At 72.3% G+C, this 24,278-nt stretch carries 29 protein-coding genes, 1 pseudogene and 1 riboswitch; of the genes and pseudogenes, 13 read left to right on the top strand and 17 right to left on the bottom strand.

The features are described 5' to 3' along the window. The first annotated feature begins 64 nt into the window (after window positions 1–64). The gene (locus tag PVK37_RS08845) at window positions 65–1,261 is read left to right on the top strand and encodes a cytochrome P450 (RefSeq protein ID WP_275033309.1); all 1,197 of its coding nucleotides are present in this window, start codon (window positions 65–67) and stop codon (window positions 1,259–1,261) included. Window positions 1,262–1,276: 15 nt separating this feature from the next. Further along, window positions 1,277–1,504 (top strand): ferredoxin, encoded by a 228-nt coding sequence (locus PVK37_RS08850; RefSeq protein ID WP_275033311.1) that lies wholly within the window; start codon window positions 1,277–1,279, stop codon window positions 1,502–1,504. Between the two features lie 112 nt (window positions 1,505–1,616). Here the strand turns inward: PVK37_RS08850 and PVK37_RS08855 are convergent, their stop codons facing one another. The 5 genes from PVK37_RS08855 to PVK37_RS08875 form a co-directional block, all read right to left on the bottom strand. Continuing rightward, window positions 1,617–2,222 carry a hemerythrin domain-containing protein gene (locus PVK37_RS08855; RefSeq protein WP_275033312.1) on the bottom strand — a complete coding sequence of 202 codons (606 nt, stop codon included), beginning with the start codon at window positions 2,220–2,222 and terminating at the stop codon, window positions 1,617–1,619. Between the two features lie 198 nt (window positions 2,223–2,420). Next, a complete protein-coding gene (locus PVK37_RS08860) occupies window positions 2,421–3,155 on the bottom strand; it encodes a C39 family peptidase (RefSeq protein WP_275033314.1) in 735 nt (244 codons plus the stop codon). A gap of 181 nt (window positions 3,156–3,336) precedes the next feature. Beyond that, window positions 3,337–3,756, bottom strand: a complete 420-nt coding sequence (locus tag PVK37_RS08865) for a pyridoxamine 5'-phosphate oxidase family protein (protein WP_275033315.1) — start codon at window positions 3,754–3,756, stop codon at window positions 3,337–3,339. A 69-nt stretch (window positions 3,757–3,825) separates the two neighbouring features. Then, the gene (locus tag PVK37_RS08870; RefSeq protein ID WP_275033317.1) at window positions 3,826–4,617 is read right to left on the bottom strand and encodes a hypothetical protein; all 792 of its coding nucleotides are present in this window, start codon (window positions 4,615–4,617) and stop codon (window positions 3,826–3,828) included. 359 nt (window positions 4,618–4,976) lie between these two features. Continuing rightward, a complete protein-coding gene (locus PVK37_RS08875; RefSeq protein WP_275033318.1) occupies window positions 4,977–5,345 on the bottom strand; it encodes a hypothetical protein in 369 nt (122 codons plus the stop codon). Window positions 5,346–5,579: 234 nt separating this feature from the next. Here PVK37_RS08875 and PVK37_RS08880 point away from each other — a divergent pair, with 234 nt between their 5' ends. Further along, complete coding sequence (locus tag PVK37_RS08880) at window positions 5,580–6,179, top strand: lipocalin family protein (protein WP_275033319.1); 600 nt, start codon at window positions 5,580–5,582, stop codon at window positions 6,177–6,179. Between the two features lie 31 nt (window positions 6,180–6,210). Here the strand turns inward: PVK37_RS08880 and PVK37_RS08885 are convergent, their stop codons facing one another. Further along, a complete protein-coding gene (locus tag PVK37_RS08885; protein ID WP_275033320.1) occupies window positions 6,211–6,561 on the bottom strand; it encodes a helix-turn-helix transcriptional regulator in 351 nt (116 codons plus the stop codon). Between the two features lie 170 nt (window positions 6,562–6,731). On the opposite strand from PVK37_RS08885, the gene PVK37_RS08890 reads away from it, so the two are divergent. Beyond that, the gene (locus PVK37_RS08890; RefSeq protein ID WP_275033321.1) at window positions 6,732–7,412 is read left to right on the top strand and encodes a carbonic anhydrase; all 681 of its coding nucleotides are present in this window, start codon (window positions 6,732–6,734) and stop codon (window positions 7,410–7,412) included. A 188-nt stretch (window positions 7,413–7,600) separates the two neighbouring features. On the opposite strand, the gene PVK37_RS08895 is transcribed toward PVK37_RS08890, so the two are convergent. The 3 genes from PVK37_RS08895 to PVK37_RS08905 form a co-directional block, all read right to left on the bottom strand. Beyond that, window positions 7,601–8,620, bottom strand: coding sequence for a coiled-coil domain-containing protein (locus PVK37_RS08895; RefSeq protein WP_275033322.1), 1,020 nt, complete (start codon window positions 8,618–8,620; stop codon window positions 7,601–7,603). Between the two features lie 4 nt (window positions 8,621–8,624). Beyond that, window positions 8,625–8,755, bottom strand: a riboswitch (cyclic di-AMP (ydaO/yuaA leader). A 166-nt stretch (window positions 8,756–8,921) separates the two neighbouring features. Beyond that, window positions 8,922–10,238: a YibE/F family protein gene (locus tag PVK37_RS08900; protein ID WP_275033323.1), complete on the bottom strand. Its 1,317-nt coding sequence runs from the start codon at window positions 10,236–10,238 to the stop codon at window positions 8,922–8,924. A gap of 124 nt (window positions 10,239–10,362) precedes the next feature. Next, window positions 10,363–11,052 (bottom strand): hypothetical protein, encoded by a 690-nt coding sequence (locus PVK37_RS08905; protein WP_275033324.1) that lies wholly within the window; start codon window positions 11,050–11,052, stop codon window positions 10,363–10,365. A gap of 176 nt (window positions 11,053–11,228) precedes the next feature. Between PVK37_RS08905 and PVK37_RS08910 the strand changes: the two genes are divergently transcribed. The 3 genes from PVK37_RS08910 to PVK37_RS08920 are packed head-to-tail and all read left to right on the top strand — an operon-like array spanning window position 11,229 to window position 12,972. After that, window positions 11,229–12,026, top strand: a complete 798-nt coding sequence (locus PVK37_RS08910) for a helix-turn-helix domain-containing protein (protein ID WP_275033325.1) — start codon at window positions 11,229–11,231, stop codon at window positions 12,024–12,026. Next, window positions 12,017–12,208: a DUF397 domain-containing protein gene (locus tag PVK37_RS08915; protein WP_275033326.1), complete on the top strand. Its 192-nt coding sequence runs from the start codon at window positions 12,017–12,019 to the stop codon at window positions 12,206–12,208. The genes PVK37_RS08910 and PVK37_RS08915 overlap by 10 nt, the downstream gene beginning before the upstream one ends. A gap of 59 nt (window positions 12,209–12,267) precedes the next feature. After that, the gene (locus PVK37_RS08920; protein ID WP_275033327.1) at window positions 12,268–12,972 is read left to right on the top strand and encodes a hypothetical protein; all 705 of its coding nucleotides are present in this window, start codon (window positions 12,268–12,270) and stop codon (window positions 12,970–12,972) included. 449 nt (window positions 12,973–13,421) lie between these two features. Here the strand turns inward: PVK37_RS08920 and PVK37_RS08925 are convergent, their stop codons facing one another. Together PVK37_RS08925 and PVK37_RS08930 are read right to left on the bottom strand one after the other, a co-directional pair. Beyond that, a complete protein-coding gene (locus PVK37_RS08925) occupies window positions 13,422–13,931 on the bottom strand; it encodes a hypothetical protein (protein WP_275033328.1) in 510 nt (169 codons plus the stop codon). 92 nt (window positions 13,932–14,023) lie between these two features. Next, window positions 14,024–14,320 (bottom strand): metal-sensitive transcriptional regulator, encoded by a 297-nt coding sequence (locus PVK37_RS08930; RefSeq protein WP_275033329.1) that lies wholly within the window; start codon window positions 14,318–14,320, stop codon window positions 14,024–14,026. A gap of 88 nt (window positions 14,321–14,408) precedes the next feature. On the opposite strand from PVK37_RS08930, the gene PVK37_RS08935 reads away from it, so the two are divergent. The 4 genes and pseudogenes from PVK37_RS08935 (at window position 14,409) to PVK37_RS08950 (ending at window position 18,162) form a co-directional block, all read left to right on the top strand. Further along, a complete protein-coding gene (locus tag PVK37_RS08935) occupies window positions 14,409–14,618 on the top strand; it encodes a heavy-metal-associated domain-containing protein (RefSeq protein WP_275033330.1) in 210 nt (69 codons plus the stop codon). Further along, complete coding sequence (locus PVK37_RS08940; protein ID WP_275033331.1) at window positions 14,615–15,583, top strand: hypothetical protein; 969 nt, start codon at window positions 14,615–14,617, stop codon at window positions 15,581–15,583. Before PVK37_RS08935 ends, PVK37_RS08940 begins: the two co-directional genes overlap by 4 nt. A 12-nt stretch (window positions 15,584–15,595) precedes the next feature. Beyond that, window positions 15,596–17,926: pseudogene (locus tag PVK37_RS08945) on the top strand (heavy metal translocating P-type ATPase); the annotation flags it as partial. 62 nt (window positions 17,927–17,988) lie between these two features. Continuing rightward, on the top strand, window positions 17,989–18,162 hold the full coding sequence (locus PVK37_RS08950; protein ID WP_275033333.1) for a CsbD family protein: 174 nt from the start codon (window positions 17,989–17,991) through the stop codon (window positions 18,160–18,162). A 170-nt stretch (window positions 18,163–18,332) separates the two neighbouring features. Here the strand turns inward: PVK37_RS08950 and PVK37_RS08955 are convergent, their stop codons facing one another. Genes PVK37_RS08955 through PVK37_RS08975 form a run of 5 tightly spaced genes read right to left on the bottom strand, consistent with a single transcriptional unit; the run spans window position 18,333 to window position 21,273 of the window. Next, complete coding sequence (locus PVK37_RS08955; RefSeq protein WP_275033334.1) at window positions 18,333–18,737, bottom strand: arsenate reductase ArsC; 405 nt, start codon at window positions 18,735–18,737, stop codon at window positions 18,333–18,335. Window positions 18,738–18,768: 31 nt separating this feature from the next. Then, window positions 18,769–19,512 carry an aquaporin gene (locus PVK37_RS08960; RefSeq protein WP_275033336.1) on the bottom strand — a complete coding sequence of 248 codons (744 nt, stop codon included), beginning with the start codon at window positions 19,510–19,512 and terminating at the stop codon, window positions 18,769–18,771. A 33-nt stretch (window positions 19,513–19,545) separates the two neighbouring features. Then, window positions 19,546–20,208, bottom strand: coding sequence for an arsenate reductase ArsC (locus PVK37_RS08965; RefSeq protein ID WP_275033337.1), 663 nt, complete (start codon window positions 20,206–20,208; stop codon window positions 19,546–19,548). After that, the gene (locus PVK37_RS08970) at window positions 20,201–20,890 is read right to left on the bottom strand and encodes an arsenate reductase/protein-tyrosine-phosphatase family protein (RefSeq protein ID WP_275033338.1); all 690 of its coding nucleotides are present in this window, start codon (window positions 20,888–20,890) and stop codon (window positions 20,201–20,203) included. The genes PVK37_RS08965 and PVK37_RS08970 overlap by 8 nt, the downstream gene beginning before the upstream one ends. 11 nt (window positions 20,891–20,901) lie before the next feature. Next, complete coding sequence (locus PVK37_RS08975) at window positions 20,902–21,273, bottom strand: ArsR/SmtB family transcription factor (protein ID WP_275033339.1); 372 nt, start codon at window positions 21,271–21,273, stop codon at window positions 20,902–20,904. Window positions 21,274–21,357: 84 nt separating this feature from the next. Between PVK37_RS08975 and PVK37_RS08980 the strand changes: the two genes are divergently transcribed. Next, on the top strand, window positions 21,358–22,773 hold the full coding sequence (locus PVK37_RS08980) for an FAD-dependent oxidoreductase (RefSeq protein ID WP_275033340.1): 1,416 nt from the start codon (window positions 21,358–21,360) through the stop codon (window positions 22,771–22,773). A gap of 297 nt (window positions 22,774–23,070) precedes the next feature. Beyond that, window positions 23,071–23,424 carry an STAS domain-containing protein gene (locus tag PVK37_RS08985; RefSeq protein ID WP_275033341.1) on the top strand — a complete coding sequence of 118 codons (354 nt, stop codon included), beginning with the start codon at window positions 23,071–23,073 and terminating at the stop codon, window positions 23,422–23,424. Between the two features lie 81 nt (window positions 23,425–23,505). On the opposite strand, the gene PVK37_RS08990 is transcribed toward PVK37_RS08985, so the two are convergent. After that, window positions 23,506–24,231, bottom strand: a complete 726-nt coding sequence (locus tag PVK37_RS08990; RefSeq protein ID WP_275033342.1) for a GAF and ANTAR domain-containing protein — start codon at window positions 24,229–24,231, stop codon at window positions 23,506–23,508. Window positions 24,232–24,278: the final 47 nt, after the last annotated feature.

Genomic DNA, 24,278 nt, shown 5'->3' on the forward strand with positions numbered 1-24,278 from the left:
CGAGTCGTGGGCAGCGGACGTGACAGCCGCGGTGACGCGGCCGCCGACGAGAGGACGTCATCCGGTGACCGACACGATCGCGCACTCCTACCCCTTCGGCGCACCCGACCGGCTCAACCTCGACCCCCGGTACGCCGAACTCCGCCGCGACGAGCCGCTGGTCCGGGTGCGGCTGCCGTACGGGGAACCGGCCTGGCTCGCCACCCGGTACGCCGACGTGCGCATGGTGCTCGGCGACTCCCGGTTCAGCCGGGCCGCCGCGGTGGGGCGCGACGAACCTCGCAACGTCCCGGAGCAGCGGGAGTCCGGCATCCTCGGGATGGATCCGCCCGAACACACCCGGCTGCGGCGGGTGGTGGCGAAGGCGTTCACCGCCCGCCGGGTCGAGGAGCTGCGGCCCCGTACCCGACGGATCGCCGACGAACTGGTCGACGGGATGCTCGCCGCCGGGGCGCCCGCCGATCTGGTCGCGCACGTCGCCACCCCGCTGCCGATCCGGGTCATCTGTGACCTGCTCGGTGTGCCGGTGGCCGACCAGGACCGGTTCCACACCTGGTCCGAGGCGATCGTCTCGACCACCGCGTTGACCCCGGAACGCGCCCAGAAGTATCTCGACAACCTGCTGTCGTACATGGCCGGGCTGGTCGAGCAGCGGCGCCGGACGCCGACCGACGACCTGATCGGCGCGATGGTTCGGACCCGTGACTCCGACGCCGACCGGCTCACCGAGGACGAGCTGGTCAGGCTGGCCGCCGGGCTGCTCGCGGCCGGGCACGAGACCACCGTGAACCAGATCCCCAACCTGGTGTACGTGCTGCTGACCAACCCGGAGCAGTGGGCGCGGCTGCGCGCCGAGCCGGAGCTGGTGCCGAGCGCCGTCGAGGAGCTGATGCGGTTCATCCCGCTCGGCGCGACCGCCGCCTTCCCCCGGTACGCCACCGAGGACGTCGAGGTCGGCGGGGTGCTGGTCCGGGCCGGTGAGCCGGTCATCGTCTCGATCCATTCGGCGAACCGGGACGAGCGGGCCTTCGCCGAGCCGGACGTGATCGACCTGGCCCGGTCGGTCAACCCGCACCTCGGCTTCGGGCACGGCGTCCACCACTGCGTCGGCGCGCAGCTGGCCCGGATGGAACTCCAGGTCGTCCTGGGCACCCTGCTCGACCGGACGCCCGACCTGCGGCTCGCCGTGTCCGAGCCGGAACTGACCTGGAAGTCCGGCCTGCTGGTGCGTGGCCTGACCAGCCTGCCGGTGAGCTGGTAGCGAGAGGAGACCCCTGTGACCTCGGCGTGGCGGGTGACCGTCGACCCCACCCGGTGTATCGGATCCGGCATCTGTACGGGTGCCGCACCGGACCATTTCGTCCTCGTTGACGGCCTGTCCTGTCCCCGGGACGAGCTGATCGAGCCGGCGGACCCGGTGATCGACGCGGCCGAGTCCTGCCCGGTGGAGGCCATCCAGGTGGCCGACGCGGCGAGCGACCGGCGGATCGCCCCGGAGCTGTGAAGTCGGATTGATTCGGCCCCGGGACGGTGGCGGAGCCGGGTTCGGCCCGGGACCGTGACGGTCCCGGGCCGAACTGTCCCGGCTGTCCGGGCGGCTCTGCTGTCCGGTGTGGTCAGTGGGTCTGCTTCTCCCGCAGCTCGGTCACCGAGGTGGGACGGCCGCTGATCGCGTCACGTACCCGGTCCACCAGCCCGGTGCCGGGGGCGAGCAGCTTGTTCGCCGGCGGACGGTCCGGTGCGGCCGGGTGCGGCCGGGTGGGCGCGGTCTTCTTCGCCGCCTCCACCTTGCCGGCCAGCTCCACCAGTTCCTCGTGTGCGACGGCGGCCCGCAGCCGGGGGAACAGGTCGCTCTCCTCTTCCTGGACGTGGTGCCGGATGGTGCTGGTCAGGTGGGCCAGCAGCTCGTCGAAACGGGGGTCGGACGGGTCCAGGGACTCCAGGTCCTTCATGGTCCGTTCGGCGTCGGAGTGTTCGTCGATCTCGTGGTCGGCGAGCTGGTCACCGTCGGGGAGGGCCTTACGGGCGGCCGGGTAGACGTACGCCTCCTCGGCGATCGAGTGCCGGACCAGTTCGGCGATCACCACGTCGGCGAGCTGTCGACGGTGCTCCGGCGTGCCCTGCCGGCTCTCCAGTTCGACGAAGAGTGCCTCGACCTCGCGGTGGTCGGTGGTCAGGATGTCGATGACGTCCCGTCCGGCCGTGCCTTCATGGTGGGTCATGTCTGTGCCCCTTACCGGTACGAGCTGTTGCGGATGCTCGATTCGGTACCCCTCGATCCGGGGCTCAACCCCGTCGCCGGAAAGTGGACGCCGACCGGCCGGGCCCCGTCCGGCCCGGCACCCCGAGGGGCCGGCCCCCGGTTCGGGGTGGCCGGCCCGTCGGCGTCGGGTGCCCGTTGACGTCGGGTGCCGGTCAGGTCAGGAGCTGTAGCCGCGTTCGGCGATCCAGTGGGCCAACCGCTCGGTGCTGAGCCAGTACTCGCCGACCGGGTCGGCCGGGTCCGCGATGCGTACGGTGTCACCGCCGTCCCGGTAGGCGACCACCGTCAGGTAGTGCCCACCCGGGTACGAGTGCTCCCGGCCGTCGGTGTCGACCGTCCCGCCCTTGATGTTGGCGACCACCGGGTCACCGGCGTCCAGGGCGTCCACGACGTCGGCGCGGAGCCGTTCGATCTGCTCGGGGCGGGCCACCGGGTCCCGGATCTCGGTGGTCCGGTAACCGCCGCCGGTCAGCTCGTTCAGCACCCGGGTGACGTCCTCGGCCGAGTTGGTGCCGGCGACGGTGGTGCCGAGCTTCTCGGCCAACTCGTCCTGGCTGAGGAGCTTGCCATCGGCGGAGAGGGCGATCCGGGTGGCGGCCGGGCCACAGTAGTAGAAGTTCGGCTGGGCCTGGTAGGCGACGCGGAGCGCGCGTTCCCGGCGGGTGTCCCGGGCGTCCCGGTCGTCCCGCCGGTCACCGGCGTCACTCCGGTCCCAGCGGGCCGGGGAGGTCGTGGTCCGCTCGGCCGGTCCGGCGATGGCGGACGTCGGTCCGGTCGTGGTGGCCGCCGGTCCGGTCGCGGCGTGTGCGGCCACCGCCGGTCCGACCACGGCACCACCGGTGAGGACCAGGCCGGCGACGGAGAGGCTGCTTCTGCGCAGGATCCGGTTCACGTCGAAGCTCCTTCGGGGGTTGACGGCGTCGCGGCCGGGGGCGGGTGGCGCGACGCGGCACCGCGTGGGCGCTCGGCTGTTCGGGGAATCCAGCGGCCCTGCTCGGGCCTACCGAGCATGCAACGACCCGGCCCCGGCCCGCATTTCGGCGGGGCCTCGGGGAGCAGCGGGGACGGACGGTTCAGAGGCTGCCGAGCAGGCGGGTCACGGTGATCTCGATGACGACCCGGGCGGGATTCGGGCGGGGTGGCCGGTACCGCTCGGTGTAACGGCGTTCCGCCTCGGTTACCGCCGCCGTGTCCGACCGCACCACGGCCCGGCCCTCGATGGTCAGCCAGCGTCGCCCGTCGACCTGACAGACCGCCACCAGGGCACCCTCGGGGCCGGCTGCGGCGACGTGACGCGCCTTGCGGGACGTTCCGGAGGTGATCACCCGGGCCAGGCCGGCGGCCGCGTCGAAGGTGACCCCGACCGGTACGACGTGCGGGGTGCCGTCCGCGCGTACGGTGGTCAGGGTCGCCAGGTGCCGTTCCCGGCAGAAGGCGGCGACCCGCTCGTCATGCGGGGCCAGGCGGTGCCCGCCCCCCGATCGCTGCCCCATGCGCGTCCCCTGTCTCCGGCTGTCAGCTACCGGCGATCATGACACGGTCGCCGCGGAGCCGGCCGGGGATCAGGCGACGGCGGCCCGACCCCGGCGGTACTCGGTCCGGGCCGGGCGCGGCTCGACGACCGGAACCGGCTGGGTGGCCTCGGTCAGCGGGAGCAGGCTGTCGGTCTCCGGCCTGCGCAGCGTGGCGGTCCAGGTCTCGTCCCGCAGGCTCCGGGCTGCGGCGGCGGCCAGCTCGGCGGCCTGCCAGGCGACCCGCTCCCGCTCGGTGGCGGCCCGGTGCCGGGCGAGCAGGTGGTCCCGGACCGCCCGCCGCAGCATCACTTCCTGCTCGACCGGGTGCCGGCGCGGGTCCCAGCCGGCGCGGTACGCGAGCGCGTCGTCGAGCTGCGCCTTCGAGAGTTCCCCACGCTGGTACGCGGCCAGCGCCGCCCGGTGCAGGTACCGCTCCCGGTCGGCGTACTCGGCCGGCGTCTGCGGCGTACGGGGCAGCGGCATGGCCGCGGCGGCGGCCAACCGACGCAGGTCCTCCTCGACGGTCTGGTACGCCTGCCAGGCGGTCTCGACCTCCTCCTGGGCGGCGAGCCACTCGGCCCGGCGGCGCTCGGCGGTCGTCGCGGCGCGTTCGGCGGCGACGGCGATCTCCTCCGCGTACCGGTCGAGGTCGCGCTGCTCCTCGGCCACCTCGGGTTCGGCCGGTAGGACGGCCCGCCGGATGCGTTCCCCGGCCCGGAACCGGTCCGGCCGGACGAGCAGGGTGGCCACGGCGGCCACGATCACGCCGAGCAGGGCCAGCCAGATGACGGCGGCCCGGGGGACGTCGAGCAGGACGGAGGAGAGAACGGTCTGCATCATCACCAGCACCTCGTGACGGAACGGACGGGACAGGCTCGACAGGGATGCCCGGACGACCGGGCGGAGACGGACCACGCGACCCACGGGCCCCCGGAGCCGTCGGCACCGCGACCGGGAACCGGTGGGCCGACCCACGGACGTCCGGGACCGGGCGGGCCGACCCACGGCGACCGGAGAGCGGCCGGACCGGGTGCGCCTGCCGGGGTGCGGCAGGGCCTACCGGAAGGCGGCCGGACTACCGGGGCGTAGCGGCCTGCCGGGGGTGCGGCCGGACCACCGGGGTACGGCCGGAGCCGAAGACGGTCAGGTGCGCGGTCGGGAACTGCCGGCGGCGCGCGTGCGCGGGCGGGCGGTCGCGGTCAGGCGCGGGGCGGGCCGCGGAGACCGAGCGGCCCCCGGTCGGGGGCGGCGGTGAGCGGGACCGGCCGGAACCGCACCGGAGTGGTGGCCGGTCGGTCGGCGGCGGGTCGGTCGGCGGCGGCCGGATCGCGCGGGGGCCGCTCGGCCAGCCCGGCGCGCTCGTCGACCGGCCGGTCGACGGCCTGCGGTGGGCCGGTCAGGGCCGGGCGTAGCTGGACGGCGGCCGGTGTGGACGGGGCCGCCGTGGTGGCCGTCGCGCCGCCGAAGGTCAGCGTCAGGACCAGCGCGGCCATCGCCAGTCGGGTCAGCACCCGCAGCGCGCGCAGCACCGTCGGCCGCAACGGGCGGACGAAGGCTGAGGGCTGCACGGTTCCAACCTAACCCCGCGGCGGCCCGGTCGCCTCTCCGGGAAACAGGTGTGACCGGTTCCACCGCCATTCGCCGGACAGCCTGCTCCCACCGGGGATACGGGCGCCGGGGCCACTGTGGATGCATCGACGACGATGATATTTACGACAGTTTTCCCAGGTGGGCCGCCGGGCATCTGTCGGCCGGCCGGCGTCGACCGGACGCCGCCGGAGCCGATCGGTGAAGGAGTTCTCATGGGAGCACGACGTCGGGGTGCGGGCCTGGTGGCCCTCGCCGCCGCACTGCTGGTCACCGCCGTGCCGGGCCCGGCAGCCGCAGCCACGGTGGACACCGGGCTGGTCCGGCCGGTGGAGTCGGTGGACGTGCAGCGGTACGTCGGTGAGTGGTACCAGGTGGCCGCCGTCCCGGCCATCTTCGAGATCCAGTGCTTCAAGAACGTCAAGGCCCGGTACGACGTCCAGCCGGACGGCACGATCGGGGTGTACAACAGCTGCCGGACGATCATCGGCACCACCAGCGCGGTCACCGGCCGGGCCCGCAGCGAGAACCCGCCGGCCGACTCGGTGCTGACCGTCTCGTTCCTCAAGCTGGCCGGTCAGTGGCGGTACTTCGGCGGCCCCAACTACGTGATCATCGGGCTGGACCCGGAGTACCGCTGGGCGGTGGTCGGCGACCCGGACCGTAGCAGTGGCTTCGTGCTCTCCCGGGAGCCGGTGCTGACCGCCGGGCAGACGGCGGCGGCGAAGGCGGTGCTGACCGCCAACGGCTACGACCTGTGCGACTTCCGGACCACCCGGCAGGACGGGGGCGCGCCGGCCGGCCCGTTCTGCTGACCGCTGCCGGCCCGGGGCCGGCCGCTGGTCGTCACGAGGGGGACGGCTCGGCGGTCGGCTCGGGGTCGACCGGGTCGGTGAAGAGGGCCAGCAGGGCACCCACGCTCTGGTACGCCTCGGCGGGGTGGCGGAACCGTCCGGCCGGGTTCACCGTGTACTCGTTGCGTCGGCCGACCCGGGTCCGCTGGAGGTAACCCTCGGCTTCCAGGTCGGCGACGATCGCCTGGGCGGCCCGCTCGGTGACCCCCACCTCGTCGGCGACGTCGCGCAGCCGGGCGGTCGGGTTGCGGGCGATGGCGAGCAGTACGTGCGCGTGGTTGGTGAGGAAGGTCCAGTGTCGCTGGCTCCCGTTCTCACTGCGTGTCGTCGCCATGACCGTCATGCTATGACCATGCCTTCGTGTTCCGGTCTCGCACCCTGGACGGATGTCAACACCTGAAACGCAGATCACGTATCTCTTGACGTAGTTTGCGCTGCGTGTGACCGTGGTGGCAAGCCGTGTCCATCCCCGCCGGGGAGCGCGGACCGGCCCGGTGAAGGGGTGGGAAAGCAATGACCGTTCCCGGATCGCAACGGCCTCCGGCGACTCCGGCGCAGGCCCTGGCCGAGTTGCAGGCCGGCAACCGGCGCTTCGTCACCGGTGACACCAGGCACCCCAACCAGGACGCCGACCACCGGGCCGCCGTCGCCGACGGCCAGCACCCGTTCGCGGTGATCCTCGGCTGCTCGGACTCCCGCCTCGCCGCCGAGATCATCTTCGACCGGGGTCTCGGTGACCTCTTCGTGGTGCGTACCGCCGGGCACACCGTCGGGGCCGAGGTGCTCGGCAGCGTCGAGTACGCGGTGGCCGTCCTGGGGACCCCGCTGGTGGTCGTCCTCGGGCACGACTCGTGCGGGGCGGTGCAGGCCGCCCGGGAGGCGGACGGCACCGGTACGGCACCCTCCGGTCACCTCGGCGCGATCGTCGGCGCGGTGGTGCCCAGCCTGCGCCGGGCCGCCCGGCAGGGCGTCGACGACATCGAGGGGATCGTCGACATCCACATCTCCCACACGGTCGACGTGCTGCTGGAACGGTCGGTGACCCTGGCCCGAGCGGTCGAGCTCGGGCAGTGCGCGGTGGTCGGCATGTCGTACCGGCTCGCCGCCGGTGAGGTCCAGGTGGTCGCCCCCCTGCCGGCCGACGACCGGTACACCCTCGCCGCCGGGCCGCTCGCCCCGGCCGAACCCCGCTGACGTACCCGCCGAACCGCGCCCGGACCGCCGCCGACGTACCCGCCGGACCTCGCCCGGACCGCCGTCGGGACCCCGCCTGGCTCCCGGCCGGGGTTCCCGCCGGAACCCTGCCGACGACGGACCGCCCGACAACCGCGACAGCCCCCCTCCGTACCCGGAGAGGGGCTGTCGGCGTCGGTGCGGGTGGCTCAGAGCAGCGACACGTGCACGTGGTCGGTGTGGTCGGACGGACCGCTGTACGAACTCCAGCCGGTCGCCGGGAACCAGATCAGCTTGTTCCAGATCACGTAGTAGACGCCCAGCCGGTCGGCGTTACGGACCAGGAACGCGCTCAGGTTGTTGCCGTACTTCCGCTCGTCCATCGTGTCCCACGAGCTGAAGCCCTTGTTCTGGAGCGACCAGTCGCAGGCCCGGCCCTTCGGGTGCTCGTACGGCCCGCCGGGTCGGTAGCACCCCACGAACCGGTCGAACCCGGCCCGCTTGACCTCCTTGTACATGTGGAGGGTGCGGGGGGTGATGCAGCCGCCGGTGGTCGGGTCGTCCTCGGTGCAGCTCATCGGCTGCCACTCGCCGCTGGAGGACCGTCCCGGGCCCATCCGGGCCACCGGGGAGGTGGCGTCCACGAAACCACCGGTCACCCGGAGGCCGCCGACCAGGGCGAGCGACTTCTCCGCCTCGCTCTTGCGCTTGCGCAGGATGTCGTTCTGCTTCTGCTGCTCGAGGATCTCGGCGTCGAGCGCCTTCTTGGCGCGTACCGTCTGCTCCCGGGCAGTGGTGACCGCGGCGATCCGCTTGGCGTTGATCCGGTTCATCTCGTCGAGCGCGCTGACCCGTCGGACGAACGAGTCGGGGGAGTTGGTGTCGAGCAGCAGGGCCGCCGCGCCGATCCGGCCGGTCCGGTAGGACTGGGCGGCGATCGTGGCCACCTGCGGGGTGAGCGCCTTCAGTTCGCTCTCGGCGCGCTGCACCTCGAGGGCCAGCGTCAACTGCCGCTTCTTCGACTCCTCCAGCTTGACCTTCGCCTGCGCGTAGCTGCGGTTCGCCGCCTCGATCACGTCGTTGAGCATCTTGGGCTGCCCGCCCTCGTGCCCGGAGGGGGACGAGGGGTTCGAGGGGGCCGCGCTGGCCGGTGCCGGACCGGCGGCCACGGCGCACACGGCGAGTACGGCGACAACGGGTTTCAGCCACCGGCGTAGGGGTGCCGTCACAGTGTTCCCTTCCGTCGACCGCCGACCGGGTTAGCTGACGGGTTCGGGGCGGAAGTGGCCCCTACCGCTGGCGCGGATGCACCCCACGAACCTGGTTCCCCGGCTCGCCCACAGGCGATTGGGCGGTGGCCCCGCTGGCGCCGCTGCGCGCCTTCGGCGGTGACCGGCAGCGAGGTTACCCGACGGCGGCCGTTGGTTTCTACGTCCGTATCCCGACCAAAAGCGTTATTTGGTAATCCCTTTCCGTCACTCGTGACACATTTATCAAGATCACGGGGGGTGGTGGTCACGCTGAGGAGTGTCACCATGTCGTATCCGTGCTCCTTTGCCGGGTCGGCCAGGCGGCGGGGGTGTCGGCGGGTTCGGTGGTGCCGCGCGGGGTACTCAGGGCGGCCAATGCGTCGTCCCGGTCGCCGGTGGGCCGGGGCGGACGGGTGGTCGTCGGGCGGCCCCGACCGGCGGTGGTGACCAGCGCGGCCAGGCCGGTGGTGATCGGTACGGCGGCGATCAGGCCGAGCGTCGCGACGATGCTGCGGACGATCTCCTGGGCCAGGAACTCGCTGGTCACGATCTCGCTGACGCCCCGGGTGTCGGCTGTGATCAGCAGCAACAGCGGCAGCGACGCGCCCGCGTAGGCGAGCACGATCGTGTTGACCGTCGAGGCGATGTGCGCCCGGCCGACCCGGGTGGCCGCCCGGTAGAGCTGGAGCCGGGTCAGGTTCGGATTGGCGTGCGCCAGCTCGGTGACCGTGGCCGCCTGGGTGACCGTCACGTCGTCCAGGACGCCCAGCGAACCGATGATGATGCCGGCCAGCAGCAGCCCGTGCAGGTCCACGTCGGCCTGGAACATCGACAGCGTGGTGGCGTCCTCCGAGCCGTGTCCCGTCAAATGTGTGAACGCGGTCGCCAACACGCCGAGAATTCCGGTGAGCACCAGACTCGCCAGGGTGCCCAGCACCGCCACCGAGGTCTGCGCGCTGATCCCGTGGGTGAGATACAACACCACGAACATGATCAGGGCCGCGCCGGTGATCGCCACCGGCAGCGGGGACTGGCCGGCGCCGATCCCGGGCAGCACGAAGAGCAGCAGGATGCCGAAACTGACCACCAGCCCACCGAGCGCGGCCAGCCCACGCCACCGGCCGAACGCCACGATGGCGACCGCGAAGACCAGGGCCAGCCAGACCAGCGGCTTCCCGCGCTGGTGCGCGGCGATGCTGTAGTTGCTCACCGTCGGGTCGGTCGGGTCGGTCAGCACGACCAGTACCACCTTGTCGCCGACGTCGACCTTTGGCGCACCCGGACCGGCCGGGATCGGCGTCTCCACCTGCCGCCCGGCGTCCGGCCCGGTGTCCACCGACACGGTGGCGGTGCCGCACGGCCCCTCGCCCCCGTCCGGATCCTCCGGCGTCGGCGGGCACGTCTCGGTCACCAACCGGCTGACCGTGCCGTGGTAGCGCGGCACGTCCTCGCCCCCGGGCACCTGCGCGGTGTCCCGGGGCCAGAGCACCAGCGCCGCGACCACGCTCAGCAGGAACAGCGGGACCACGGTCGCGATCAGGATGCGGCGCACCCGTGGCGGTGCCGCCGCGACCGGGCGACTGTGGTCGTGACCCATGGCTACTCCAAACGATCCTCACGTCGGTACGGGCTGACGGTCCGGCCGGTTCATTCTGCCGGGTGGCGGACCCGCCGCTCGCAGCGCATGCTGGCCGGCCAGTCATGATCCACTCCGTTTCAGGTCACGGCTGCCCGCCTCCCGCGTTCTGCTCCGCTGTACCGGGTGCCCCTCCCGGTGCCAGGGCGGCGACCGTCCCACGCAGGCTCGCAGCGCTCCGGTCGAGCTGCTCGGCGGCCCGTACCCACTGCTCGCTCACCGCCGCCACGGTCGGATCGTGCCGCCTCGCGGCGCGCAGCTGTTCCTCGGCGACCCGGATGCGGTGCGGGAACCGGTCGATCCGGTCGGCCGCCGCGCCGAGCCGGACCGCGACCACCGCGAGCGTGGTCGCCCGGTCCCCGCCGGTCCCGCGTCGCCCCGGCGTCCGGCGCAGCCACTGCACGCCCAGGCCGAGCAGCCGTTCCGCCTCGTCGGCCAGGTCCAGCGCCAGATCCGCCCCGTACCGCGCCGCGCGCACCACCGGGTCGGTCGCGCCACCGCCGAGCCGTTCCAGCAGGACCAGCGCGTTCGCCACCATCACGTACGCCTCCCGCAGCTCGTCGGTCACCCCGGACACCGCCCACGCCGCGCTGGCCGCCGGCACGCCGCCCGGCATCGGGTACGCGGGCCCGGCCGCCGGCGTGGCCGGTTCCACGGGGACCGGGGCGTGCCGGTCCGGGCACGGCCAGGGCAGGCCGCAGGAGCACCGTCGCCAACAGGTACGCCAGTCCCGGCGGTGCCGAGGGGCGAGGGGTACGGGGAGTGGTCGCTGCACAGTGGAACCTCCTCTTTCGTCGCCTATGCGGCGATCCAGCGGTAACCGACGGTGTACAGCGTGGACCCAGAAGTCTTACGATCGGAACCCTGCGCCACTGGTTGGGGACTATGAGTAGTCAGTCCAGGTGGTGCAGGGGAAGACCTGACCGAAATCGGGGAAAGCGGGGGAAGTTCATGGGAATCTCGCCATCCGAGTTCCTTATCCGCGAACTACGGCGGCGGCGTACGGCTGCTGGCTTGAGTCAGGGGGCGCTCGGTGAACGCATTCACTACTCGGACACTCATGTCAGTGCGATCGAGACGGGCAGCAAGCCGCCAAGACCCGATTATCTCAGGGCGGTAGACGAGGCGCTAGATACCGGCGGGCTGTTCATCAGCCTGTGGGAAGACCTCGTCAAAGACAGCGCCGCGCCCGTGTGGCTGCGGGAATGGATCGAGTTCGAGCGGGAGGCAAAAGCCTTCCGGTGGTTCGAACCCGGCTTCGTCCCGGGCCTGTTGCAGACAGAGGCTTACGCTCGGGCGTCGCTGGCCGGTGAGATGCTGACAACTGACGAGGTGGATCAACTGGTCGATTCCCGTATGGAGCGGCAGAGCATCCTCGGCAGGGCGCGCCCTCCACTGCTTGTCGTCGCTCTTGACGAGCTGATCGTCCGTCGTCCGGCCTACGGCGACAGGAAGCTGATGGCTCAGCAGGTGGAACACCTCGTCGGGTGCGCTGAGCTTCCCCACGTGCAGATCCACATCGTGCCGGCAGACACCGGCATGTATCCCGGGCTGGGCGGCGGTTTCATCCTGGCCGACTGCGACTCTGGGCCGGTCGCCTACTCGGACAGCCAGATATCGGCGCATATCGTTAACGGCGGCGACGTGCTTGCTAGACTCGCTGCGAGGTGGGAAGGCATTCGTGGTGAGACGCTCACCCGTCAACGATCACTCGATCTCCTCAAGGAAGCAGCGGAGCAATGGGCATGACTACGCCGGCTTGGCGCAAGGCAAGTCGTTCCACGAACAACGGTGGGGCCTGCGTCGAGGTGGCGGACAATCTCCCGGGTGTGGTTCTCGTCCGGGACACCAAGGACCGTGACGGCGGGACGTTGACCTTCAGCCCCGAATCGTGGCGGCGGTTCGTCACCCAGGTCGACGCTCGGCGGTAGGGCCGCCCGGGGTTCGACGGTGGCAGAACCGTTGCGCTCGGTCGATAGCGTTCTCCATTGTGGATCAGTTGACGATGGAGCAGCGAGCGGCCGAGCTGCTCCGGAGTGACGACGTCGACCGGGAGGATCTGCGTTTTTTCCTGTCCCGTCTGCTCCAGATCCAGGACGACCAGGGTCGCGACGTGACCAGGGCGATATCCCGTGCGGTCGTGCTCGGCGTGGTGTTCGTGGTCCTCGCCCATGGCGACCTGGTGGAGGTCGAGCTGCTGGGAATGAAGGTCCAGGATCTGTCCGACTTCCGGTACGTCATTCCGGTCGCCATGGTGCTGCTGGTGCTTCGGGCGGTCGTCGTCCTGCGCCTGTCGCTCTTCTACCGGCGGGTTCTCGGCGAGGTGGTCCGATCGCACCTGCCGGGCTGGCACGCGTCCGGTCTGGTGCCCCTGCTCACTCCGTGGAAGGGGCCGATGTCGACCCACGCCAGTCAGATCCGTCTCGATGCGGCCGAACATCCGGGCATCGACCGGCTTCATCAGGTGCTGCGGGCGGTCGATTCCTCGTCCGGCATTGTCGCGGTGGTGGCCTTTCAGGCGTACGCGTTCGTCAATCTGTTCCAGGATCCGAGGATTCCTGACGTCTCCGTCGGGGTTTCGCTCGGCCTGTCCCTGCTTCTGCTCGCCTTCGTCGGTGCCTACCTGCGGCTGGTGAGGCTGAGCGGCCTACCGGGCCCGCGACGCCGCCCGTCTGCTCTGGCCGATGACCGGTGAACTGTGCCGGCCGTCTGCTCACCTGCGGGTATGCCGCCGGGCTGGCCGACAGTGGTCACGGTGGGTGTCCGTCACGTTGGGTAGCCCTCACGCTGGACGCCTCATCGCACCACGCGCCCTTTGCTCTGCACCCCCATGCGCGCCATGGCCCTTGAGCAGGAAGCCATGCTAGATCGACGATCAAAAGCGGGGTGATCGCCGGTCATTGAACGTGCCTGGCGCGGGGAAGGGTGCAGAGCAAAGGACGCGAAGTGGCGTTCGGGCCCTCGGCCCGGCGGTCACACAAAGTGAGATAAAAGAGGTGTCGACAGAACCGCCGACATGTGTCCGCAGAAGCCGCCGGCAGGTCATCCCGCCGGCAGGTCATGCGGTTGGACGTCCGGACCCGGGGCAGGTACCTCGACTGCCGTGGGCCTGGTGGGGCGGACAGGCGCTTCCGGGCGACGGGCTCACCCGTGCGCCGCAGACGCTGCACTGGCTTCCTGGGGCCACGAACGGACTCCGTCCGGGAACTGGTAGTCCGGGTGCGGGTCCTGCTCGGGCTCCTTGGCTGCTCCGGCTGCGTTCGTCACCCGAAGGTGAATCTTGGTGCCGTCGGAGGCGGTGATCCGTAGGCCCGCCGGGGAGATGTGTACGCCGGGGTAGATGCACGGCTCCCAACTGGTGAATGCGTCGGGGCGTGCGAAGTCGAACAGTTGCACGGCGAACATCACCATGCGTTGCACACGCTGCGGGGGTGGTGGCATCTCGGCCGGCAGTGCGACGGTTGCCGCGTCCGGCTTGGCGGCGGTGACCCAGATCAGCGTCGACGAGCCCGACCGGTGGGTGACCTTTACCCCGGGTGGGGAGTTTCCGCCGGGGGCGGTGTCGGTGCCGTAACGGGTGACGTTCGGGAAATCGGGGTGGGCGCTGGCGCGCAGTAGCGCCTCGATCACGTCAAGGGCTGCGCTTATCTGCATCGCGTCTCCGATTTCCGAACGTGTTCCGGCAACTCGGGCATCGGCACAGTCTAGTCCGGCCGGGGTGGGGGGGCCGGTCAGGCGGAGAGAGGTCAGCCGCGTTTCATCAGGCGGCCGACGGCGGCCATCATCTCGGTGGCCATCTCGTCGGCGCGGCCCTCGGCGGCGCCCTCGTGCATGCAGTGCCGGGCGTGGCCGTCGAGCAGGCCGAGGGCGACCTTGTCCAGGGCGGCCTGGATGGCCGAGATCTGGGTGAGCACGTCGATGCAGTACCGGTCCTCGTCGACCATCTTCTCGATCCCCCGGACCTGGCCCTCGATGCGGCGCAGGCGGGCGAGCAACTGGTCCTTGCTGGCGGTGTAGCCCCGGATCGGCGTGGCTGAGGTCATGGCAGCGAGGATAGCTTACCCCTGGGGGGTATGCTAGCGTCCGGGATGTGGATACCCCTGCCGGGTATCCGTACCGAGAGGAGTTCCGATGGTCACCAGCACGTACCAGGTCCAGGGCATGACCTGCGGGCACTGCGTCAGCGCGGTCAGCGCCGAGGTGGGCGCGCTGGAGGGGGTCAGCGACGTCAAGGTGGACCTGCCCTCCGGTCAGGTCACCGTCACCAGCGAGGCCCCGCTGGCGACCGACGCCGTGCGCGCCGCCGTGGACGAGGCCGGATACGAGCTCGTCGGGTCATGAACACCGGCACCAAGCTGGGGGGCTTCGCCCTTGCTCTCGGGGCGGTCTTCAGCACGGCGTACGGGGCCGGTCAGCTGGCCGGCCCCGGCACCCCCACCAGCGGAAGCAGCCACGAGAGCAGCGACGGCACCAGCCACGGCGACACCGACACGAGGCCCGGAGACACCAACCACGGGAGCACCGACGACAGCGACCACGGGGACGGGGACGGGCACGGCGGGACGACCCAGGCCCCGGCCGGCGACCACCTGCCCGGTGGGCTGCTGGTCTCCGACCGGGGGTACACGTTCACCCCGGTCGACGCCCCGGCCGGCGAGTTCGCCTTCCGGATCACCGGCCCGGACGGGCACCCGGTCACCGCGTTCGACGAGGCACACGACAAGCGGATGCACCTGATCGTGGCCCGCCGGGACCTGTCCGGCTTCCGGCACGTCCACCCCGAGCTGGGCGCGGACGGCACCTGGCGGGTGGCCTCCCCGCTCGGCGCGCCGGGCAGCTGGCGGGCCTTCGCCGACTTCACGCCGACCGGCGGTGAGCCGCTCACCCTGGGCGTGGACGTCGCGGTCCCCGGCAGCTTCACGCCGCGTACGCTGCCCGCGCCGGCGGCCACCGCGACCGTGGACGGGTACACCGTCACCCTCGACGGCACCCTCGAACCCGGGGCCACCAGTGCCGTGACGCTGACCGTCAGTCGGGACGGTGTGCCGGTCACCGACCTTCAGCCGTACCTCGGCGCGTACGGGCACCTGGTGGCGCTGCGCCAGGGCGACCTGGCCTACCTGCACGTGCACCCGGACGGCGTACCCGGGGACGGCCGGACCCGGCCCGGCCCGGAGGTGGCCTTCCGGGCCGAGGTGCCGTCGGCCGGGACGTACCGCCTCTACCTGGACTTCCAGCACGGCGGCGTGGTGCGTACCGCCGAGTTCACCCTGGTGGCCGGCGCGGCCGACCACCCCCACGACTGATCGGAGGTCGTCATGTCCACCGCTGAGCCACTGAAGGTGGCCCCGAACCAGATCGAGCTGGCGATCGGCGGTATGACCTGTGCCTCCTGCGCCGCCCGGATCGAGAAGAAGCTCAACCGCCTCGACGGGGTGACCGCCACGGTCAACTACGCCACCGAGAAGGCCAGCGTCCGGTACGACGACGGGGTCACCCCGGCGGACCTGATCGCCACGGTCGAGAAGACCGGGTACACCGCCGCCCTGCCACCGCCCCCCGCCGAGCCCGACGCGGAGCGCACCGCCGAACCGGTGGACGAGCTGCGCGGGCTGCGTACCCGGCTGTGGGTGTCGGCGGCGCTGGCCGTACCGGTGATCGTGCTGGCCATGGTGCCGGCCTGGCAGTTCACCTACTGGCAGTGGTTGTCGCTGACCCTGGCCGCCCCGGTGGTGGTCTACGGCGGGCTGCCGTTCCACCGGGCCGCGCTGGTCAACCTGCGGCACGGGGCGGCGACCATGGACACCCTGGTCTCGCTGGGCACGCTCGCCGCGTTCGGTTGGTCGCTGTGGGCGCTGTTCCTCGGCGACGCCGGGATGCCCGGCATGACCCACCCGTTCAGCCTCGACATCGCCCGCACCGACGGGGCCGGCAACATCTACCTGGAGGCGGCGGCCGGGGTGACGGTGTTCATCCTCGCCGGCCGGTACTTCGAGGCCCGCTCCAAGCGCACCGCCGGTGCCGCCCTGCGCGCCCTGCTCGAACTGGGGGCCCGGGAGGTGGCGGTGCTCCGCGACGGCGGGGAGACCCGCATCCCGGTCGACCGGCTCGCCGTCGGGGACCGGTTCGTGGTCCGACCCGGCGAGAAGATCGCCACCGACGGGGTGGTCGCCGAGGGCACCTCGGCGGTGGACGCCAGCATGCTCACCGGCGAGTCGGTACCGGTCGAGGTCGGGCCGGGTGACCCGGTGGTCGGGGCGACCGTGAACGCGGGCGGTCGGCTGGTCGTCACCGCCACCCGGGTCGGCGCGGACACCCAGCTCGCCCAGATGGCCAGGCTGGTCGAGCAGGCCCAGACCGGCAAGGCGGCGGTACAGCGGCTGGCCGACCGGATCTCCGGGGTGTTCGTGCCGATCGTGATCGCGCTCGCGGTCGGCACCCTGGGCTGGTGGATCGGCAGCGGCGGCGGCCTGACCGCCGCGTTCACCGCCGCCGTGGCGGTGCTGATCATCGCGTGCCCGTGCGCGCTCGGGCTGGCCACGCCGACCGCGCTGCTGGTGGGCACCGGTCGGGGCGCGCAGCTCGGCATCCTGATCAAGGGCCCGGAGGTGCTGGAGTCCACCCGTCGGGTCGACACCGTCGTGCTCGACAAGACCGGCACCGTCACCACCGGCAGGATGACCCTGGTCGACGTGCTCCCGGCCGCCGGTGAGGACGCCGACGAGCTGCTCCGGCTGGCCGGCGCGCTGGAGGCGGCCAGCGAACACCCGATCGCCCGGGCCGTCGCCGCCGCAGCGGGGGCCGGGGGCAGCACCGCCGCAGCCACCGCCGGAAGCGCTGTCGTCGGGGTCGGGGCCGGGGCCGGGGGTGCCGCCGGAGCGGCGGTCGGGGCCGGCAGGCTGCCGGCGGTCACCGGGTTCGCCAACGTCGAGGGGCTCGGCGTCACCGGCAGCGTCGAGGGCCGGGAACTGGTCGTCGGCCGGGTCCGGCTGCTGCGCGAGCGGGGTCTCGACGTACCGGAGGAGGTGGAACGGGCGGTGACCACCGCGCAGGCCGAGGGGCGGACGGCGGTGGTGGCCGGCTGGGCCGGCCGGGCGCGGGGTGCGCTGGTGGTCGCGGACGTGGTCAAGCCGACCAGCCGGACGGCCATCGACCAGCTTCGGGCGCTCGGGCTGACCCCGGTGCTGCTCACCGGGGACAACGCCGCCGCCGCCCGGACCGTGGCCGCCGAGGTCGGCGTCGACGAGGTGATCGCCGAGGTGCTGCCGGCCGAGAAGGTGGACGTGGTCAAGCGGCTCCAGGCCGAGGGGAAGGTGGTGGCGATGGTCGGGGACGGGGTCAACGACGCCGCCGCGCTCGCCCAGGCCGACCTGGGGCTGGCCATGGGCACCGGTACGGACGCGGCGATCGAGGCGTCCGACCTGACCCTGGTCCGGGGTGACCTGGTGACGGCGGTGGACGCGATCCGGTTGTCCCGACGCACCCTGCGGATCATCAAGAGCAACCTGTTCTGGGCGTTCGCCTACAACGTGGCGGCCCTGCCGCTGGCCGCCGCCGGGCTGCTCAACCCGATGATCGCCGGGGCGGCGATGGCGTTCTCGTCGGTGTTCGTGGTCGCCAACAGTCTCCGGCTGCGCGGCTTCCGGCCAAATGGTTGACCTGCTCGCCTCGGGGTAGGAGGAGGGCACGAACAGACGACCTGGAGGTCCGCATGGGTATCGACGACAAGATCGGCAATGCGTCCGAGCAGGCGGCCGGCAAGGTCAAGGAGGGGGCCGGCCGGGCCACCGGTGACGAGCGGCTGGAGGCCGAGGGCCGGGGGGACCAGGCCAGCGCCAACCTGAAGCAGGCCGGCGAGAAGATCAAGGACGTGTTCAAGAGCTGAGTTCCGTACCGTCGCGTCGGGTCGGCCACACCGGTCGGCCCGACGCGACGTAGGTACGGAGCTTCCCGCCGGACGCGACGCGGGTGTGGAACAGCCCGGTCGAACCGCCGCGACCTGGGTACGGGCAGCGTCCGGTCAACCAGTCGTGACGGCCCGGAACAGCGGGCCGGTCAGGCGGCGGGGGCCAGTTCGGCGAGGAGCAGCTCGACCCGGCGGCGGATCTCGTCGCGGATCGGCCGGACAGCCGCCACGCCCTTGCCGGCGGGGTCGGCGAGCTGCCAGTCCTCGTACCGCTTCCCCGGGAAGACCGGGCAGGCGTCGCCGCAGCCCATGGTGACGATCACGTCGGAGGACTCGGCGGTGGCGTACTCCAGGAGTTTCGGGGTCTGGTCGGTGATGTCCACACCGACCTCACGCATCGCCTCGACGGCCGCCGGGTTGACCGTCTCGGCCGGCGCGCTGCCGGCGGACCGTACCTCGACCGCGTCGCCGGCCAGGTGGCGTAGCCACCCGGCGGCCATCTGGGACCGGCCGGCGTTGTGCACGCAGACGAACAGGACACTGGGCTTGGTCATCGGGGTCTCCTTCGGGTAGGTGGGCGGCGGGTCAGCGCGCCTGCTCGGTCGGTACGGCCCGGTCGGCGGGGACGACGACCCGGTCGGCGGCGGCACCGACGCCGGGGTAGAGGGCGAGCAGCAGCGCGACGCCGACGGTGAGACCGACGAGCTGCGCGAGGACGAAACCGGGCACCGAGGCCGGCGCGATGCCGGCGAAGGTGTCGGTGAACGCGCGGCCGACGGTGACCGCCGGGTTCGCGAACGACGTGGACGAGGTGAACCAGTAGGCCGCGCCGATGTACGCGCCGACGGCCGCCGGGGCGACCGGGGCCCGCCCGGACCTGGCGAGGGCGAACACCAGCAGCACCAGGCCAGCGGTGGCGACCACCTCGCCGAGCCAGAGGTGCCCGCCGGAGCGTTCCTTCCCGGAGAGGGTCACCGCCGACAGGTCGAACATCAGGTTCGCCAGGACCGACCCGGCGATCGCGCCGGTGACCTGGGCGAGAACGTACCCGCCGAGGTCACGGCCGGTGAGGCCGGTGCCGGCGCGGCGGCCGAGGAACCAGTCGGCGGCGGAGACCACCGGATTGAGGTGCGCGCCGGACACCGGCCCGAAGATCAGGATCAGCGCGCCGAGGGCGAAGGCGGTGGCGACCGAGTTCTCCAGCAGTTGCAGCCCGACGTCGTCGGGGGAGAGGGTGGCGGCCATGACGCCGGACCCCACCACGGCGGTGACCAGCAGGGCGGTGCCGGTGAACTCGGCCAGCAGCCGTCGGGGAAGTGCGATGGTCATCGGGTGATCTCTCCAGGTGCCGGGGGGTCGGGACTACCGGGTGACGGGTACGCCGAGCTGGTCGAGCAGCCGCCGGACCCGACGTTCGACGTCGTCACGGATCGGTCGGACCTCGGCCACGGAACGACCGGCGGGATCGTCGATCTCCCAGTTCTCGTAGCGGGTGCCGGGGAAGACCGGGCAGGCGTCGCCGCAGCCCATGGTCACCACCACGTCGGCGGCCCGGACGACCTCGTCCGTCCAGGGCTTCGGATACTCGGTGGAGATGTCGATGCCGCGTTCCGCCATCGCGGCGACGGCCGCCGGGTTGACGCCGGTGCCCGGTTCGCTGCCGCCGGACCAGGCCACCGCGGCCTCCCCGGCGAGGTGGGTGAAGAAGCCGAGGGCCAGCTGCGAGCGGCCGGCGTTGTGGGTGCACAGGAAGAGTACGACCGGTCGGCCGTCGCGATGGTGCCCCTCGACCCGGGCCAGGGCCTGGAGCCGTTGCCGGGCGAACCGCTCGGCGAGCAGCGGCAGGTAGTTCGGGACGCTGCTGCCGCTGGCGAACTGGTCGTAACTGGTGTGCAGGAAACGTTCGATGGTCTCGACCCCGTACGTGCCGGCGAACTCGGTGAGCAGGCGGCTCGCGGCGGTCCGCAGAGCCAGCTGCTGGTCGACGGAGAGGTCCTTACGCAGGGTGGTGAGGCTGTCAGCCATGGCGTTCTCCGGGGGAGATGGCGGGGGCGACGCGGTCGATCCGGCCGGCGAGGTCGGCGTACGCGGCTTCGAACGCCTCGTCCGTGTCGACGCGGACCGGATCGGGCACCGACCAGTGCAGGCGCGGCCGGAGCGGTCCGGTCAGCTCCTCGTGGGCGTTGTCGCAGACCGCGATGACCAGGTCCCCGGCGGACACGACCTGGTCGACGTGAGCGGTGCCGGTCGGGTCCAGCGGCAGGCCGTGCCGGTGGGCCACGGCCACCGCGCGGGGGTGGACGCGGGCAGCCGGCCGGGTACCCGCCGAGGTGGCCGGGGTGCGGACCCGGCGGGCCCAGAGCGCGGCGGCGAGCTGGGAGCGGGCCGAGTTGTGGGTGCAGACGAAGACCACCCGGCCGACCCCGTCGAGCGGGGGCGGGGTCAACGCGGCCAGGGCCTCGGGTCGCAGTCGCAGGTAGGTGCGGCGGCGGTCCCCCTCGGAGCGTCCCCGGACGACCAGGCCGGCGTCGGTCAGCACCTTGACGTGGTGGGCGACGAGGTTACTGGGCAGCGCGAGGGCGTGGGCGATCTCGCCCGGTGAGGCGTCGCCCAGCACGAGGGTGTCGACCACCGCCAGGCGGGCGGGGTCACCCAGGGCGGCGTGGATCCGCGCCCGGGCAACCCGAGAAGAAAGCTCAGCGTTCATTGACTCAATGATTATTGAGCTTCCGTGCTGATGTCAACCGCCAGTAGGGCGGCGAGCTGCCGCAGCAGTCCGGGGCGGACCCGGTAGTAGACCCAGGTGCCCCGCCGTTCGGCGTCGACCAGGCCGGCCTGTCGCAGGGTGCGCAGATGGTGGGAGATGGTGGGACCGGTCAGGTCGAAGGCCGGGGTCAGATCGCAGACGCAGATCTCGCCGCCCTCGGCCGAGGCGATCATCGACACGAGCTGGAGGCGTACCGGGTCGCCGAGGGCCTTGAAGGCGGGGGCCAGCGTGGCGGCGGTCTCCGCCGGGACGCGGCCCCGGGTCAGTGGCCCGCAGCAGGTCGGCGCGGTGAGGTCGATGATCGGCGGCACCTGATTCGACATGCGTCTAGCTTGACGATCGTCTAATCAATGTGCAACCGTCTGATTCGACGAACGTCGAGACAGCCTGGTTCGAGGGGGACGCACATGACGACGAACGCGCTGGCCGAACTGCCCGTGGTGGTGATCGGGGCCGGTCCGGTGGGGCTGGCCGCCGCAGCCCACCTGCACGAACGAGGGCTCGCGTTCACCGTGCTCGAAGCCGGTGACGGCCCCGGCGCGGCGGTACGCCAGTGGGGGCACGTCCGGCTCTTCTCGCCCTGGCGGTACGACATCGACGCCGCCGCCCGTCGACTGCTGGCGGCCACCGGCTGGGTCGCCCCCGCCGAGGACGATCTGCCGACCGGTACCGAGCTGGTCGAGGCGTACCTCCGACCGCTCGCGGAACTGCCGCAGCTCGCCCCGCACCTGCGCTACCGGGCCCGGGTCGTCGCGGTCGGCCGGCTGGGGCTGGACCGGCTACGCACCACCGGCCGGGAGAACGCCCCGTTCCTGGTCCGGCTCGCCGACGGTACGGACCTCCTGGCCCGGGCGGTCGTCGACGCGTCCGGCACCTGGGGCACCCCCAACGTGCTGGGCGGCTCCGGCCTGCCGGCGCACGGCGAGGACACCGTCGCGGGGTACGTCGAGCCGGCCCTGCCGGACGTCCCCGGCGCGGACCGGGACCGGTTCGCCGGCCGGCACACCCTGGTCGTCGGGGCCGGACACTCCGCCGCCAACACCCTGCTCGCCCTGGCCGACCTCGCCGCGGTGGCAGCCGGCACCACGGTGACCTGGGCGATCCGCTCGACCAGTCCGGCCCGCACCTACGGTGGCGGCGACGCCGACGCGCTGCCGGCGCGGGGCGCGCTCGGCAGCCGGCTGCGTGAGCACGTCGAGGCGGGCCGGATCCGGCTGCTCACCGGCTTCTCCGTGCACGCGCTCGCCGAGGTGGACGGGCGGGTCGAGGTGACCGTCCGGGCGGCGGACGGGGCGACCCGGAGCGTGACCGTCGACCGGATCGTCTCGGCCACCGGGTTCCGCCCGGACCACTCCATCACCACTGAACTCCGGCTGGACCTCGACCCGGTGCTCGGGGCGACCCGTGCGCTCGCGCCGCTGATCGACCCGAACGAGCACTCCTGCGGTACGGTCCCGCCGCACGGGGTGGACGAACTCGCCCACCCCGAGCCGGGCTACCACGCGGTCGGCGTGAAGAGCTACGGTCGCGCGCCGACCTTCCTGATGGCCACCGGTTACGAGCAGGTCCGCTCGGTGGTCGCCGCGCTCGCCGGGGACTGGGCGGCGGCCCGGGACGTCCGGCTGGAACTCCCGGAGACCGGCGTGTGCACCAGCAACCCGGTCGATTCGGTGGACGGAGCGGACTGCTGTGGCGGCCCCGCCCCGGCGGCGGAGGACATCCAGGCCAAGGCCACCCGGGGACTGCCCACCGGCGTCGCCGGTGGCCTGCTCACCGCGCCGCTGGCTCTGCTGCCCACGGCAGGCGGCTGCTGTGCCGACTGACCGGCTGTCGGCGCGGCATCCGGACGGCGATGGTGGCGGTGGCCCGGCCGGCGGTTGCTGTGCCGGCTGACCGGCCGGCGGTTGCCCGGCCGGTGGTTCCGGCCGGCGGCTGTGGTGCCGACTGGGTGGCCGGTGGTATGGCCCGGACGGGCCGGGCGCGTTGCGGCTTCCGGCCCGGCAGGTCCGGCGGAACCGGTGGAGTGTGTTGATTCGGTCGGGCAGCGACTACGCTGTCTAGAGCCGATCGTGCCTTCTGCTACGTAGGGCCCTCGGTCGGCGGATAGATGGAGTTCTATCGTGACGACCGCCCGAACCACGCACAACGCGTTCTCGACGGCAGGTCTCTCGCTCGTCCCGATCCGGATCGCCGACGACCGGGTCCGGCTGGCCGTGGCGGGCGAGGTCGACATGGCCACCGCCAGGCAGTTCGACGACGTCCTGATCGGGCTGCTCCAGGAACGTCCGACGCTGATCGATGTCGATCTGGAAGGGCTGCGCTTCCTGGACTCGGCGGGCATCCTGGTCCTTCTGCGCAACCACACCTCCGCCGCCGAACAGGGCTGCCAGCTGATGATCAGCAACCCGCCGGCCACCGTACGGCGGGTGCTGCACATCACCGGCGTACTCGCCCTGCTGACCGCGGAGGCGTGACCCGGCCCGCCATCCGATCGCCCTGCCGACCAGCGGGTCGTCCGGCACCGGGCAGCACCGGTGCCGGACCGCCGCAGCCGATCAGCGGTGCCGGTCGACCAGTTCGCCGGTCTCCACCAGATAGCGAGCCACGTCGATCAGCTTCAGGTTCAGCCCCTGGCTGGCCCGGACCAGCAGTGCGAACGCCTCGTCGCCGGTGACCTTGTGCCGCTCCATCAGGATGCCCTTGGCCTGCCCGATCACGTCCCGTACGCCGAGTGCCTGGGAAAGCTGCGCCAGCTTGCGCGCGTCGGCCAGCGCAACGGCGGCGTGCGCGGCGAACAGGGTACCGACCTGCTCGGATTCCGGGGTGAACGCGTACGCCTCCGAGGCGTACAGGTTGAGTGAGCCGAGGCTGTCCCGTCCCACGTACAGCTGGAAGGAGAGCATGCTGCACACCCCCAGCCCGGCGGCCCGGGCGGTGAACGCGGGCCAGCGTCGCTCGGTGCCGATGTCCGGCAACAGGACGGTCCGGTGCTCGCACAGCGCATCGAGGCAGGGACCCTGGCCGGTGTCGTACTGCGCCTGGTCCACCTGGTAGACCAGGTCGCCGGTGGCGGCGCTGGTCCGGAAGGTCCGCTGCCGCCGCTCCACCTCGGAGATGCCGGCATGCCAGGCGCCCGGCACGGTGTCGACGGCCGCGCGGACGATCGCGTCGAGAGTGTCCTGCACGTTCGGTTCGGTACGCAGGGCGCGGGCCAGCTCACCGAGCTGCCTGGCCAGGGCGACCCGGCCCCCCTGCGGGTGTTGCTCCACGTTACCGGCCACGGTTTTCCTGCCCTTCGCCCTGCGTGTACCGTCGCCCGCTCGCCTCC

The organism is Micromonospora cathayae (genome assembly GCF_028993575.1).
In the GTDB taxonomy this organism is placed as follows: domain Bacteria; phylum Actinomycetota; class Actinomycetes; order Mycobacteriales; family Micromonosporaceae; genus Micromonospora; species Micromonospora cathayae.